This is a genomic window from Pararhodobacter sp. (assembly GCF_034676545.1).
Taxonomy (GTDB): Bacteria; Pseudomonadota; Alphaproteobacteria; order Rhodobacterales; family Rhodobacteraceae; genus Pararhodobacter.
In genome coordinates this window covers 2,820,645-2,835,092 of record NZ_JAUCBZ010000015.1, presented here as the reverse complement: position 1 = coordinate 2,835,092, position 14,448 = coordinate 2,820,645, and the positions used below count along the sequence as shown (strand labels likewise).

The following is a 14,448-nucleotide window of genomic DNA, read 5'->3' as shown; positions in this document are numbered from 1 at the left end:
AACATCATGACACAAATTATATATCTGTGTCACCAGATGATCGGGTGGGTTTGCCCGGTGGCGACATTGACAAACCCCTCTGGCGCGCGCTCGGACGGGGCCACCAGCACCCAGCGCCAGGGCGCGCAGGTCAGCGTGGCAAAGGCCAGACGCTCGGGGAAACCGGGGAACCAGCGCGGGCTGAACGTGGGCTCATACATCCACTCGATTTTCGCGCCCTCGGCGTAAAGCGCCTGCATCTCGGCGTCCAGTTCGGCGGGTGCGCGGCAGGTCATCAGGCCGCCCACCTCATAGCGCACCGTGGCGACCACCGCGCCGCCCCGCACCAAGGCCCAGCCGCCCTGGATCTCGCGCAGCGCATTCACGGCCTGCGCCATCGCCGCGTCCGAGGACCCCACCACCCAGATATTGTGTTTGTCATGCCCCATCGAGCAGGCCAGCGCCGTGTCAGGCGTTTTCGGCCCGGTGCCCAGCCAGAACATCCTTGAGGTTTTCCCCGCACCCGAGAACCGGTCCACAATGGCGAATTTGGTGACGTTGCGATCCGCGTCGCGCTGCACTTGTCCGTCCACGACGGGCAGCTCCATCTCGATGAACGCGTCATGCCAATGGAAGGGCCGCAGCAGCGCCGCTGTCATCGTCTCGCGGCCTGGTTCAGCGGGAATGGCGAAGTCGTCAGCGGTCATCTCGCGCTGGATATTCACCGTCCGCGTCGCCCAGTCGGGCCAATCAATCTTGGGCACCGGCTTGAGGTATTTGCCAGCCTCGGCCACCAGTTCGCCATCCGCCCAAACCTTGCGGATCGACAGGCTTTCCAAGTCATCCAGCAAGACGATATCGCCAAACCGCCCCGGCGCAATCGACCCGACCCACGGCGTCAGCCGCATGTGGCGCGCAGGGTTGATCGTGACCATCTGAATGGCGATTTCCGGTGCCAGCCCGGCCTGAATGGCCAGCCGCACGTTGTGATCGGTTGCGCCCAGCTTCAACGTGTCGGAGCACGAGCGGTCATCGGTGGTCAACGCGAATTGGCTCCAGTCGCTCAACCCGGCCTCCAGCAGCCCCTTGATCATGTCTTGCACCGAATGCGGGCGCAGCTCCATGAACAAGCCGCGCCGCAGTTTGTCGAGCACTTCCTCACTGGTCCAGGCCTCGTGATCCGACGCCAGCCCGGCGGCGGCAAAGGCGCTGATTGTCGGCAAGTCCTTGATTCCGGCGGCGTGCCCCTCGACGACGCCGCGGTGTTGGAACGTCGCCTCGATCATGCCCCACAACCGTTCATAGGACGGGTTTTCCGGGTTCCAGACGGCGGGCCAGTCCATCACCTCATCCAGCCCCGCGACCATCAGGTTGTCGGCCATGAAGCTGTGTTGTTCGTCATAGCCGAAATACCCGCCGCCCCATTCATAGGCGGTCGGCGGCACGGCGGACCCGGGCAGCGGAAAGATTTTCTGCGGACTGCCCGCCAGTCGCGCGGCAAACCAGAACGCCAGGTTGTTCGGCCCGTCCACGTTGGAAAACTCGTGGCTGGCCTCGCAGGTCCAGGTGTTGCCATGGGGCAGGACCAACGCCGCCTCCCATTCGGGCGTGACATGCGAGCTTTCGATATGCTTGTGCACCTCGCCAAATCCGGGCACGGCCATCAGGTCGGGCTCATGCACGTCATGCGCCACGGTGCCGGGATAAGACCCCGCCGGGCCAACATAGGCGATGCGGCGGCCTGACAGGATAATTTCTTGATCTGTCAGCCACATGCGCGAATGCACATCGAGCATCCTGCCCACCCGCAGCCGCGTATCGGCAGGCGCGTGCCCCAAGGCCACACGCACCAGGTTTTGCCGGATTTTCACCTCGTCAGCCGCATTGATCAGCGCATCGGTGGGGGGCGTTTGATCTTTCATGGCGTGGTAACCTTTGGTGGTTGGTGGTGGAGTGAGGCGTTGAACAGCGCGACCAGGCGGTCCATGTCAACCGCTTCGACAATGGTGCTGGTCGGTGTTCCCAACCGCCCCGAGGGGTCAACCACCGTCATGCCGCGCGTGATGCCGGGGGCCAAAGCCACATCGACCGAGGCGCGCAGGAATTTCCGGATGATGCCCGGCTCGATCACCACCGCCGCCGCCAATGGGTCAACAAAGCGGAAGTTATCGCCGCCGCCAAATCCCGCGATGACCTTGCGCGCATGTGCGGCCAGCGCAACCGAGAACTCTTTGGCTGGACCGTCTGACACCGCGTCAAACAGAGCATCCACCGCAGCCCCGGTGACGGAATGCGCCACACAGGCCTCCCAGGGCACCAAGACGATGTTGATCGCGGCGCCAAACACGATGCCGGCGGCTTCTGGGTCCGAGAAAATGTTGAACTCCGCCGCCGGGGTCACATTGCCGCGCCCATAGACCGAGCCGCCCATGATGGTCACCTGTCCGATACCCGCCATGCAATCCGGGGCAAGCCGCAAGGCCAGCGCCAGATTGGTCAGCGGCCCGATCATCAGCAGATCGACCGTATCGCCGCACCGCGCGGCCTCGCGCAGGGTGGCGACCAGATAGCCCACCGCGTCACTGCCGGTTGGTTCCACCGTGTGATCCGGGCGCGGAGCGCCGCCCAGACCATCCGCGCCGTGGATGGCGGCGGCATCGATCAGCGGCTGATTGAGCGGGCGCTCGGCCCCTGTATGGACGGGCACATCCTCGCACCCCGCGACCGCCAGCACCGCCAGAATGTTGCGCGTCGCTGCGGCCAGATCGACATTGCCGAACACCGTGGTGATCGCATCCGGGGCTTTGCCAGCCGCGATCAGCATCAGCAGGGCTTGCGCGTCGTCAACGCCGCCGTCGGTATCCAGAATGAGCCGTCGAGTCATGTGCGTGCGGATCCTCTGATGCCCACTAAGTCCGCGTTAACAAACAGGCTGGACCCAGACAAGTCCATCCCTTTTCCGGCATATCCTGCGGTTCAGAATCCGCCAGTTATCGACGCCAAAGTGGCCTGCTGAAAGGGTCATCGCGCGAAATCAGCAACCTCACCTCAGGCTTCTGCGCCGTTTTCTTGCATGAGCATCATGATCTCGGCCCCCAGCGCCAGATCCTCGACGGATCCGAAATGGCGCGCCCGGATCCGCCCGATCCGGTCAATGAGTATCAGCGTCGGCGTGCCCTGCAACTGCCAGGCCGTCATGGTCTGCGGCAAGGGTCCGTTGCGGCCAGGGCGCATCCACCGCCACCGGAAACCGAATGCGGTATTCATGCAGGAACGCGCGCAGGGCAATCGGGGTCATCGCGTCATGGTGCTCGAACACGCAATGCAGGCCGATCACCGCCACATCCTGCGGGCGAAAGGTCTGCGCCACGCGGCTGGCTTGCGGCAATCCGTGACTGACGCAGCCGGGGCAGAGCATCTGGAAACACTCGACCACCACGACCCGCCCGCGCAAGGCCTCAAGTGTCAGCGGTTCGGGCGTGTTCAGCCATTCGGCGGCATGGATCGGCGGGGCAAGATCAGACATGAGAAACCCTCTCTGGAAAGGCTGGCGGCGGTGCGAGGCCGCCGCCAGCGTGATCATTGATTGACGCGACCCGGCAGGCTGAGATCGCCGGATGCCACGTCAAAGACATTGACGACGCACAACAGCGGCGCGTGGAGGTTGGCGTTCACCCGAAGGCCCGCCGTCACCCCGTCAAATCCGGCCGCCTCGACCGCGCCGATATCGTCAAACGGCACCGCGATTTCGATGGTTTCGCCCGCGATGACCGGGCCCCAGCCGGGGCTGTCGATCAACAGGGGCAGGCCGGGCCATGTCAGCGGCAGCGCCGGGGTGGCGCCTTCGGGGATGTCGATCACCTTCAGCGCACCCACCCCGCAGGCCTCGTCAGGGCCCAGCACGACCCAATGGCTGTGCCATAGATCCCCGTCATTGGCGCGGTCACCATCGCCGTTCTCATCAAAGAGCGGCGTGTCGTCGAAATCGGGGTGCGCCGTAGCGACCATTGCCAGAATGCCCGCGCCCGCCTCGAACCCGACCGTCGCGGCATCCAGCGTGGTCGGCCAGACATAGGCGAACACCTCGGACCCGGCCAAGGCACCCGTCGCCGCCGGGTGGCTTTCGCCGGCGCGGCCCGAGACGGCCATGTGAAAGGTTGCAACGCGGCCCTCGGTGGTGATCCGCGTGTGCACGATGTCAAACGGTGCCGCGTCGCCGGCGGTCGCCGTGATGCCGCCGGTATGCGTGCCATCCGCCAGCGCGGGCAGGGCCATGAGTGCCGCCACAAGGGTGCATGCACTTAGGTTCTGGAAGTGAAATCTGTTCGGTGTCATGATGGGGTGCTTCCTTTTCATCCTTTGGAAGGTTGGCAAAAAGGGTGTCCGGGCCGTTGCCGCGGCGTCGGGCACCCGACTCAGGCCGCGTCTTTGAAACGCGCCCAAATCCGGGCGCGCGCCTCTGGCGCGGCTTTCTCGTGGTCGCCACAGTCGGTTCGCAGCGCGGCATCCCCGAACGCGGCGTCGACAAAGGCGCAATGATGCGGATTTCGTGCATCGTCATGGGCATGGGGGCGGAAACGGGCACAGGTGACGCATAGGCGCTGCACCGGGATTGCGCGCGCCTCTTGCAGGGACCGGATCAACCCGATCAACCCGCGTTGCAAGGCGCCACGGTCTTTGTCGGACAGCATATCCAGCGCCGCGAGCAGCGTGGGCGATGGCGCTCGCGTGCTGTCTGCCAGACGTTGCCCCTGCGCCGTCAGGCTCAAACGGACGGCCCGAGCATCCTGCGGATCACGCGCGCGGCAGACATGACCCTTGCGCACCAACGCCGTGACGGCGTCGCTGATCGTCGGTTGGCTCACCCCGAGGTCGGCGGCGAGGGCGCTGCTGCGCGACGGACCCTGCGAGGCGATCCGCGCGAGGATCTGGCTCTGCGTCGGGGTGAGGTTGGTGTCTTCAGCCTGATCCCACGCGTGGGATTTCAGCACGCGGCCAATCCGATCGAGGGCAAAGGCGATCTGGGCATTGTGCATGGGTGCCTCCTTATGGTGTTAATACATAGGAGTCCTAAGTAAAGCAAGAAAAATCCTGCCGCCCAATCGGGATGCTGTCTTGGTCCACGCCGATGATTTGCAAAAGGGAGCCAGCTTTGTTGCCTTGAAAGCCGTGCGCGATACGGCTGGCGGCACCCGCGCACCAAAGGCGATGCCAAGACCGGAGGGCCCAAGCACCGTCAGGGCCGCGCCGCTGCTTGGCGCTGCCGTCGGTCAAAGTCTGGATGGCGTGTGCGTGCCAGTCGCGGGCCGCCGGGCAGGCCCGGCTTTGCCCGTCTTGACTCAGCGCTCGTAACGCGCCGCCGTGAGCCCGTCGAACGAGATCTCGGGCGTTTTGCCCAACACCACATCGGCCACCGCGCGACCAGAGCCGCAGGCCATTGTCCACCCAAGCGTCCCGTGCCCGGTGTTGACGAACAGGTTCTTGTAGCGCGTCGGCCCCAAAACCGGGGTTCCATCAGGGGTCATCGGGCGCAACCCGGTCCAGCCCTCGGCCTTGGAAATATCGCCGCCCTTGGGAAACAGATCGCCGATCACATGCTTCACCGTATCGGTGGCATGGGGTCCGAGGCGGTCGGAATATCCGGCAATCTCGGCCTGTCCGGCCACCCGGATCCGGTCGCCCAGGCGGGTGATGGCGACTTTGTGGGTCTCGTCCATGATCGTCGATTGCGGGGCAAAGGCGTCGTCGGTGACCGGCAGCGTGACCGAGTACCCCTTGACCGGGTAGACCGGCAGCTTGATGCCAATCGGGTTCAACACATTCACCGCGAAACTGCCCATTGCACAGACATAGGCATCGCCCGTGATGCGCCCGGCGATTTCGGTGTCCACGCCTGCAATCTGGCCATTCTCGACCGCGATGCGTTTGATCGACTGGCCGTAATGAAATTCCACGCCCATCTCGGCGCATTTCTCGGTCAGCGCGATGGTGAACATGCGGCAATCGCCGGTGCGATCCGCCGTCATCCGCAACCCGCCGACAAATTTGTGGCGCACCTCGGCCAGCGCCGGTTCAACACTGATGCAGGCGTCGCGGTCCAGCACTTCGTACGGGGAATTGTATTCCGCCAGAACGTCCTGATCGGCTTTCGAGGCCTTGACCTGTTTCTCGGTACGGAAAAGCTGCAAGGTGCCTTGCGCGCGCCCGTCAAACTCGATCCCCGTTTCGGCGATCAAATCGGGCATCACATCGCGCGAATAGCTTGAAACCCGCACCATGCGACCCTTGTTGATGCGATAGCTGGACTCGTTGCAGTTCGCGACCATCTGCACACACCATTTCCACATGGTCGGGCTGATCAGCGGCCAGATGAACAACGGGCGGCGTTTCATGAACATCCATTTGACCGCTTTCATCGGGATACCCGGCGCGGCCCAGGGAGAACTCATGCCATAGCTCAACTGCCCGGCATTGGCATAGCTGGTTTCCAGCCCCGGCCCGGTCTGGCGGTCGATGACAACCACCTGCGCGCCCTGTTTGGCGAGATAATAAGCGGTTGTGACGCCGATCACGCCCGCGCCCATAACGACAACTTTCATCCGAGTGCCCCTCAATGGTGTTCCGGCCAAGATGCGTCAGCGGCGTGACAACTGCAAGCCGAGGTTTCCCGCGTGCAACGGCAATTCAGGCGGATCGACCGCTATTGAGGAAAGACGTGACCTTGATAGTGAACACAACGGTGCGTGTTGTCCCTGTGGCGCAGACCTCAAGCCGTGGCGCCGTGGGCCCGGGTCGCAATGTTCTGGACGGTGGAACAGTGTTTCAAATTAATTGACGACAGCGGCGACTCCAGCTTAACACTTCGGGAAACAAAGAGGGTTCTTATGCGCTGGCTTGACGATCTGACACAGGACAAACCAACCGGGTCAATCGCGCTGATTGATTATGATGACACAGCGCTGACCTATGGCGCCTTGAACGCGGCGATCGACGAGGGTGCGCACGCGCTGCAACGGCTTGGCGTTCAACCCGGCGACCGGATCGTTGTCGTGGCCGAGAATTGCGCCTTGCTGGCGGTGATGTTTCTGGCGGCGATGAAATTGCGCGCGTGGTGCGTGCCCGCCAATGCCCGGATCACCGCGCCGGAACTGGACGCCATTCGCGCCAATGCCACCCCACGCGTTACGGTTTTCACCACCGCCGTCTCCGCCGACGCAGGCGCGCACGCCCAGCGGTTGGGCGCGTCACAGGGTCCGGAGGTTCTGGGCGCGCCGCTCACGGTTCTCGTTGATCCGAACGCGGTGACGGAACCGGTCCATGAGACGCCCGAACAGCAGGTCGCGGCACTGGTTTACACCTCGGGCAGCACCGGCGCACCCAAGGGCGTCATGCTGTCGCATTCCAGCCTGCTGTTCAACGCGCTGACCACCGCCCGTCAACGCGGTTTTGCACCGGGCGACGTGCTGGTGCTGGCGATCCCGTGCACGCATATCATGGCGCTGTCGACGGCCTTGCTGGCGGGGCTGTCGGGCGGTGCGACGGTGCGCCTGTTGGCGCGGTTCACGGTCGAGGGCCTGATGAACGCACTGGCCGAGGGCGGCACTGTGACGTCCGGTGTCCCGCAGATGTTCGAGCAGATCATGCGCAAGCTTGACGCCGGAGAGGTTGCATTGAACGCGCCGCGTTTGCGGATGATGGGGGCAGGGGGTTCGCCGATGGACCCGGCCCTGAAAACCCGGATCGAGGCGCGGTTCAACATCAAGTTCAACAACGGCTATGGCCTGACCGAGGCCGGGCCCGGGGTGACCTCGACGGTGTTTGGCCCGCCGCGTTCGGATGGCTCGATCGGCTATCCTTATCCGGGGTGCGAGTTGCGGGTTGCCGCGCCCGGCGAGGATGGGGTCGGTGAATTGCAATTTCGCGGGCCGGGGGTGATGCTGGGCTATTACAAGAATCCGCAAGCCACCGCCGAGGCCTTTACCGACGACGGGTTTCTGCGCACCGGCGATCTGGGGCGCATCGAGCCGGACGGTGCTGCACATCTGGTCGGCCGCAGCAAGGAGCTGATCATCCGCTCAGGGTTCAACGTCTATCCACCCGAGGTCGAGGCCGCGCTGATGGCCTGCCCCGGCGTGGTGCAAGCCGCCGTCGTCGGGCGCATCGTGCCGGGCAACGAGGAGGTGCTGGCCTTTGTCACCACCGACGGCAAGACAGAGGCGGCGACAATCGCGGAGTTTTTGAAGGATCGGATCGCGGCCTATAAACGGCCGCAGCATGTGATCATCGTGCCCGCCATGCCGCTGACCTCGGCGGGAAAAATCCGCAAACCTGCGTTGATTGCCGAGTTCATGCCGTAGGCAGGCGCGCGCCGGGGCGAAACCTGTTGGCAGCGCGCCCAAGGATGCGGCGTTTGAAAAAAAGGCTGAGTATTTAGAGCAAGATGAAGCCGAAAGCCCCCGAGCGGTTCAGGTCTGGGGCTTTTCCATCGGTGCGCGTTTGAAGGTGCCGGTGGATTGGGCAATAAGGGTTCCGTTCTGGTCGTGCGCTTCGCCTTCGACAAAGACGGTCTTATAGCCGCCGCCCATGATGCGGCCGGTCGCGGTGATGGTGCCAAGGGGCATGGGGGCGATGAAATTCACCGTCATCGAGATGGTCGAGAAGGGAACGCGTCCGCCGTCGCCTTTGAGGTAGCTGGCGGTTGCCCCCATCGCGGTGTCAAGCACGGTGGCGATCAGGCCACCGTGCATGTTGCCGTGCCGGTTGGTGTGGTCGTGATGGACTTCCATGCTGACCGCGATCCGCCCATCCGGTCGCTCGGTGTCGATCCGCCAATTCAGCAGGCGCGCGGTGCCTGACGCATCGGCGGCGACGCTCATGCCGAGAGCCGGATGAAACGCTCGAGGTGCCAGTCTTCGTCGCCGTAGCGGTGGTCGGCGGCGATGAGGCGGCGCGCGTAGGGGGCGAGGGCGTATTCCTCGGTCATGGCGATGCCGCCGTGCATCTGGATCGCTTCTTCGGCCACCAGTCGTGCCGTGCGGCCCAGCAGGTTCTTGGCCGCCGAGGTCTGACGGTCGCGTTCCGCCGGGTCGGCACCGAGGTGGCCGGCGAGGTTGATCACCGCCGAGCGTGCCATCTCGACCTCGATGGCGACATCGGCCATGCGGTGTTGCAGGGCCTGAAATTTGCCGATCGGCACGCCGAACTGTGTGCGGGTGCGCAGGTAATCGAGGGTCATGGCCACGGCGGTGTCCATTGCACCCAGGGTATCGGCGCAGACGGCCAGGGTTGCGGCGGCGATGCGGGCTTCGATCATCGCCATGTTGCCGCCCAGCGGCGTGGCTGGGGCCGCGTCGAGCGTCACCTCGCTGACCGTACCGCCGTTCAGGGCCGGGGTGGTGTACAGCGTCACGCCCTTGGCTTTGGGATCGACGCCGAACAGGGCCAGCGCGCCGTCCTGCAGCGCCGAGACCACCAGAAGATCGGCGTCGTCGGCGGCGAGAACCACCGATTTGCGGCCCGAAACCGTGCCGTTGTTCACCGTCGTGGTGATCGGCCCCAGATCATAGCGCAGACCCGGTTCTGTATGGGCCAGCGTCACGCGCAGGCTGCCCGCGATCACCTGTTCCACCAGATCCGACTTGCCGCAATCGGCCAGCAGACCGCCCGCCAGACCGGCCTCGAGCACCGGCAGGGTGCAGCCCGCGCGGCCCAGTTCCTCATAAACCACGGCCAGGTCGAACCCGGCCCCGCCGAACCCGCCCTCGGCCTCGGTGAACAGCGCGCCCAACACGCCCAGCTCGGCCAAATCCGCCCAGCTTGCCCCGCGCTCCAGCGTGCGGCGCAGACTGTCGGCCAGCATCCGACGCTCTTCGGTATGATTGAAATCCATGTGTTTTCCTCCTCGGAGCCGCGAATTACAGACCCAGAATGGCTTTGGTGATGATGCCGCGCTGCACTTCGTTCGAGCCGCCGTAAATCGAGATCTTGCGGTTGTTCAAATAGGTGTTGGCTGCTTTGGCGGCGTGCTCGGGGCCCGGATGATAGAGGTTGCTGTCAAGGCCCGCAGGCACGAAGGGCACCGCCCTAGGACCAACGGCGCGCCGCGCCAGATCGTTGATCTGCTGGCGCAGGATCGAGCCCTTGACCTTGAGCATCGACGATTCCGCGCCCGGCGCCGCCCCGGAATCTGCGCCCGCCACCACCCGCAGGTTGGTGGTCGCCATCGCCATCAGGTCAATCTCGATCCGCGCCAGACGGGCGGCAAACTGCGGGTCCTCGATCAGCGGGCGACCGTGGTTCAATTCGGTGCGCGCGATCTCCTTGAGTGCAGCCAGCGCCGCATTGGCATAGCCCACGCCCGCAATGCCGGTGCGTTCATGGGTCAGCAGATATTTGGCATAGGTCCAGCCCTTGTTCTCTTCGCCGACCAGATTTTCCACCGGCACGCGCACATCGGTGAACCACACTTCGTTCACTTCCTGAACACCGTCGATCAGGGTGATCGGTCGCACTTCGATGCCCGGGGTGTCCATGTCGATCAGCAGGAACGAGATCCCCTGCTGCGGCTTGCCCTCGGTCGAGGTGCGCACCAGGCAGAAGATCTTGTTGGCGTGCTGGCCCAGCGTCGTCCAGGTTTTCTGACCATTGACGATGTAGTGGTCGCCGTCGCGCACCGCGCGGGTCTTGAGCGAGGCCAGATCCGAGCCCGCGCCCGGTTCGGAATAGCCCTGACACCACCAATCTTCGCCCGAAAGAATGCGCGGCAGGTAATAGTCCTGCTGCTCTTTTGAGCCGAACGCCTGCAGCACCGGGGCCAGCATGCTGACGCCGAATGGCACGATGCGCGGCGCGTGGGCAAAGGCGCATTCTTCCTCGAAGATGTGCTTTTGCACGGCCGACCATTGCGCCCCGCCAAATTTCTTCGGCCAGGCGCCGCCCAGGTAACCCTGTTCATTGAGGCGGGTGTGCCACAGGTCCATGTCGGCCTTGGTCAATTCCTCGCCCGAGGCCACTTTTTCCGCGATTTCGGCAGGCAGCTTGGCTTTCAGGAAAGCGCGAACGTCGTCGCGGAACGCGCGGTCTTCGGCAGTGTAGGTCAGGTCCATGTCAGGCCCCTTTCAGAAGATTTCAAACAAGCCGGCGGCGCCAGCGCCCCCGCCGATACACATGGTCACAACGCCCCATTTGGCGTTGCGGCGGCGACCTTCCAGCAGGATATGCCCGGCCATGCGTGCGCCCGACATGCCGAACGGGTGGCCGATGGCGATCGAGCCGCCGTTGACGTTGTATTTCTCGGGGTCGATCCCCAACGCGTCGCGGCAATAGAGGCATTGCGAGGCAAAGGCCTCGTTGAGTTCCCACAGGTCGATGTCGTCGATCTTCAGACCGTGACGCTCCAGCAGGCGCGGGATGGCGAACACCGGGCCGATGCCCATCTCGTCTGGCTCGCAACCGGCCACGGCATAGCCCCGGAATGCGCCCAGAGGCTCCAGCCCGGCCCGCGCTGCTTCTTCGCCCGACATCAGCACCAGCGCCGCCGCGCCATCCGACAATTGCGAGGCATTGCCCGCCGTCACGAACTGCCCCGGCCCGCGCACGGGTTCCAAGGATTGCAGCCCTTCCAGCGTGGTGCCGGGGCGGTTGCATTCGTCCTGGGCGAGGGTCAGTGTCTTGGTGCCGACGTCGCCGGTGGCCTTGTCCTTGACGCCCATTTCCACGTCCATCGCCACGATTTCATCGGCAAAGAGCCCGGCCTGCTGCGCGGCGGCGATCCGCGCCTGAGAGCGTAGCGAGTATTCGTCTTGCGCCTCGCGGCTGACGCCATAGCGCGCGGCGACGATATCGGCGGTGTCGATCATCGGCAGATAGATCTCGGGTTTGTTGGCCAAAAGCCAGGCCTCGGGCGCGTTGCGCGGCGCGGGTTGGTTGAGGCTGATGCTTTCGACACCCCCCGCCAGAATCGCCCGCGCGCCCTCCATCTGGATCATATGCGCGCCCTGCGCGATGGCTTGCAGCCCCGAGGCGCAAAACCGGTTTACCGTGGTCCCCGCTACCGTCACCGGCAGCCCGGCGCGAATGGCGATGAGCCGCGCCGCGTTGCCGCCGGTCACGTTTTCCGGGATCGCGCAGCCCATCACCGCGTCTTCGATCAGGCCCGGGTCGATACCCGCGCGCTCCACGGCGTGCCTGACGGCATGCGCGCCCAGCGTCACCCCGTGCGTCTGGTTGAACGCCCCGCGAAAGGCTTTGCCGATTGGCGTGCGGGCGGTCGAGACAATGACGGCGTCTTTCATGGTTTATCCTTGGTTCAAATCGGCGAATTTGCGGCCCTCGGCCACCAGTTGTTGCAAAAGCGGGGCGGGTTGCCAAAAGAAATCGTCGGTTTTGGCCTGTTCGGTGATCGTCGCCAGCACGCGCTCCAGCCCGATGTGATCGGCGTAATGCATTGGCCCGCCCCGGAATCGCGGGAAGCCGTAGCCGTAAAGCTTGGTCACATCGACATCCAGCGGCCGCCGCGCGATGCCTTCGCCAACCACGCGAGCCGCCTCGTTGATCATCGCCGCCATGTAGCGTTCCACGATTTCCTCGGCGCTGAACGCGCGCGGGGTGATGCCCTTGCGGGCGCGCTCCTCGGCGATGATCTCCAGCAACTCGGGGTCCGGGCGGCCCTTGGGTGATTGCGCATCATAGATGTAATGCCCATGCCCGGTTTTGCGCCCCAACCGCCCCTTGGCATACAAGACATCGCCCCAATCGCCAAAGCGTTCGCGCGGATCGCGGGTCGGGGCAAGACGTTGGCGCGTCAGATAGCCGATGTCGATGCCCGCCAGATCGGTCACCTTGAAGGGGCCCATGGCAAAGCCGAACGCCTCCAGCACCTCGTCCATCTGGAACGGCGAGGCCCCCTCGAGCACCATGTGATCACAGGCCGTGCGATAGGCCTTCAGGATCCGGTTGCCGATGAACCCGTCGCAGACCCCGGCGCGCACCGGGATCTTCTTGAGCGCCTTGGCCAGCGCAAAGCCGGTGGCCAGAACCTCGGGCGCGGTCTTGGCGGCCTCGACGATCTCCAACAGCTTCATCACATGCGCCGGCGAGAAGAAATGCAGCCCCAGCACATCCTGCGGGCGCTTGGTCATCGCCGCGATCTGGTCGATGTCCAGATAGCTGGTGTTGGACGCCAGCACAGCGCCGGGTTTGCAGATCGCGTCCAGCTTGGTGAACACGTCTTTCTTGACGTCCATCAATTCAAACACCGCCTCGATCACCAGATCGGCGTCGGACAGGGCGGCGTAGTCATCGGTTGTCACCAAGGCATCCGCCAGCAAGGCATCGCGCTTTTCGGGCGTCAGCTTGCCGCGTTTCACGCTGTCGGCCAGCATTCCGGCAATGCCGTCGCGGGCCTTTTGCGCGGCCTCCGCGTTGCGCTCGATCAAGGTGACACGCAGCCCCGACAACAGGCAGGACACCGCGATCCCGCCGCCCATCGTGCCACCACCGATCACCCCGATATGCCCCAGCGCGCGCGGCACCACGCCTTTGAGTTCCGGCAGGCTGGCCACCGCGCGTTCCGAGAAGAACGCATGGATCATCGCCGCGCGCTGCGGGGTTTGCATCAGGTCCCAAAACCCCTGACGCTCTTGCTTTATGCCCTCGAAAAACGGCAGATCCGCCCCCGCAACCGCCACGTCAATGGCGCGCAGATGGCACACATGACCCGTATTGCGCGCCGCCACATTGGTCCTGAGCGCCGCCAGATCCGCCGGATCATAGGGAGCCACGGTCATGGCGCTGATGCGCCGCACCGGCAAATCCTCGGCCAGGATCTTGCGGGCAAACGCCAACCCGGCCTCCAGCGGTGTGCCCTCGACGACGGCCTCGACGATGCCCAGTTTCAGGCATTCGTCGGCCCCAACCTGACGCGCCGAGGTGAAGATCTCGCAGGCCGGGATCATGCCGATCAGGCGCGGCAGGCGCTGGGTGCCGCCCGCGCCGGGGATCAGCCCCAGATTGACCTCGGGCAGACCAACCCGCGCGCCCTTGAGCGCCACGCGGTAATGACACCCCAGCGCCACCTCGAACCCGCCGCCCAGTGCCGTGCCGTGGATCACACAGACAATCGGCTTTTCCAGCGCCTCGATATGATGGATCAGCGTCGACAAATGCGGCTCCAGCGGTGTCTTGCCGAACTCCTTGATATCGGCCCCGGCAATGAACGTGCGCCCCGCCGCCATCAGAACCGCAACCTTCTGATCCGAGGCCGCGAAGGCATCCGCCGCTGCGACAAGTCCGGCCCGAACCGCAACACCGGTCGCGTTCACCGGTGGATTGTCAACAATGATGACCCCAATCTCGCCATGCGCTTCGTATCGTACCGGATCCGTCATGAATTATCCTTTCAGCCGAGTCATCTAAGAGGGGGCGGGAACTGCCGGGCCATTCTTGCTGAAAGGGCCGCGCCTGTTCGTC

13 protein-coding genes are annotated in these 14,448 nt (G+C 64.5%); 1 reads left to right on the top strand and 12 read right to left on the bottom strand.

Annotated features, from left to right (window positions below; genetic code table 11):
* Nucleotides 1-29 precede the first annotated feature (29 nt).
* The 7 genes from VDQ28_RS17340 to VDQ28_RS17310 all read right to left on the bottom strand — a co-directional run bounded on the left by VDQ28_RS17340 (nt 30) and on the right by VDQ28_RS17310 (nt 6,578).
* Entirely contained in the window at nt 30-1,901 is a 1,872-nt protein-coding gene (locus VDQ28_RS17340) for an adenine deaminase (protein WP_323037117.1), read from the bottom strand.
* Nucleotides 1,898-2,863, bottom strand: coding sequence for a nucleoside hydrolase (locus tag VDQ28_RS17335; RefSeq protein ID WP_323037116.1), 966 nt, complete (start codon nt 2,861-2,863; stop codon nt 1,898-1,900). The genes VDQ28_RS17340 and VDQ28_RS17335 overlap by 4 nt, the downstream gene beginning before the upstream one ends.
* Before the next feature lie 164 nt (nt 2,864-3,027).
* Complete coding sequence (locus tag VDQ28_RS17330) at nt 3,028-3,177, bottom strand: hypothetical protein (protein ID WP_323037115.1); 150 nt, start codon at nt 3,175-3,177, stop codon at nt 3,028-3,030.
* Complete coding sequence (locus tag VDQ28_RS17325) at nt 3,131-3,505, bottom strand: redoxin domain-containing protein (RefSeq protein ID WP_323037114.1); 375 nt, start codon at nt 3,503-3,505, stop codon at nt 3,131-3,133. The genes VDQ28_RS17330 and VDQ28_RS17325 overlap by 47 nt, the downstream gene beginning before the upstream one ends.
* A gap of 53 nt (nt 3,506-3,558) precedes the next feature.
* Nucleotides 3,559-4,314 carry a hypothetical protein gene (locus VDQ28_RS17320; protein WP_323037113.1) on the bottom strand — a complete coding sequence of 252 codons (756 nt, stop codon included), beginning with the start codon at nt 4,312-4,314 and terminating at the stop codon, nt 3,559-3,561.
* Nucleotides 4,315-4,394: 80 nt separating this feature from the next.
* On the bottom strand, nt 4,395-5,015 hold the full coding sequence (locus VDQ28_RS17315) for a MarR family winged helix-turn-helix transcriptional regulator (protein ID WP_323037112.1): 621 nt from the start codon (nt 5,013-5,015) through the stop codon (nt 4,395-4,397).
* 303 nt (nt 5,016-5,318) lie between these two features.
* On the bottom strand, nt 5,319-6,578 hold the full coding sequence (locus VDQ28_RS17310) for a D-amino acid dehydrogenase (RefSeq protein ID WP_323037111.1): 1,260 nt from the start codon (nt 6,576-6,578) through the stop codon (nt 5,319-5,321).
* Nucleotides 6,579-6,863: 285 nt separating this feature from the next.
* Here VDQ28_RS17310 and VDQ28_RS17305 point away from each other — a divergent pair, with 285 nt between their 5' ends.
* The gene (locus tag VDQ28_RS17305; RefSeq protein ID WP_323037110.1) at nt 6,864-8,336 is read left to right on the top strand and encodes a class I adenylate-forming enzyme family protein; all 1,473 of its coding nucleotides are present in this window, start codon (nt 6,864-6,866) and stop codon (nt 8,334-8,336) included.
* Nucleotides 8,337-8,444: 108 nt separating this feature from the next.
* On the opposite strand, the gene VDQ28_RS17300 is transcribed toward VDQ28_RS17305, so the two are convergent.
* The 5 genes from VDQ28_RS17300 to VDQ28_RS17280 are packed head-to-tail and all read right to left on the bottom strand — an operon-like array spanning nt 8,445 to nt 14,366.
* Entirely contained in the window at nt 8,445-8,855 is a 411-nt protein-coding gene (locus VDQ28_RS17300) for a PaaI family thioesterase (protein WP_323037109.1), read from the bottom strand.
* Nucleotides 8,852-9,868, bottom strand: a complete 1,017-nt coding sequence (locus VDQ28_RS17295) for an acyl-CoA dehydrogenase (RefSeq protein ID WP_323037108.1) — start codon at nt 9,866-9,868, stop codon at nt 8,852-8,854. The genes VDQ28_RS17300 and VDQ28_RS17295 overlap by 4 nt, the downstream gene beginning before the upstream one ends.
* 25 nt (nt 9,869-9,893) lie before the next feature.
* Nucleotides 9,894-11,084, bottom strand: a complete 1,191-nt coding sequence (locus VDQ28_RS17290) for an acyl-CoA dehydrogenase family protein (protein ID WP_323037107.1) — start codon at nt 11,082-11,084, stop codon at nt 9,894-9,896.
* Between the two features lie 12 nt (nt 11,085-11,096).
* Entirely contained in the window at nt 11,097-12,272 is a 1,176-nt protein-coding gene (locus VDQ28_RS17285; RefSeq protein WP_323037106.1) for an acetyl-CoA C-acyltransferase, read from the bottom strand.
* Between the two features lie 3 nt (nt 12,273-12,275).
* Nucleotides 12,276-14,366 carry a 3-hydroxyacyl-CoA dehydrogenase NAD-binding domain-containing protein gene (locus tag VDQ28_RS17280; RefSeq protein ID WP_323037105.1) on the bottom strand — a complete coding sequence of 697 codons (2,091 nt, stop codon included), beginning with the start codon at nt 14,364-14,366 and terminating at the stop codon, nt 12,276-12,278.
* Nucleotides 14,367-14,448 lie beyond the last annotated feature (82 nt).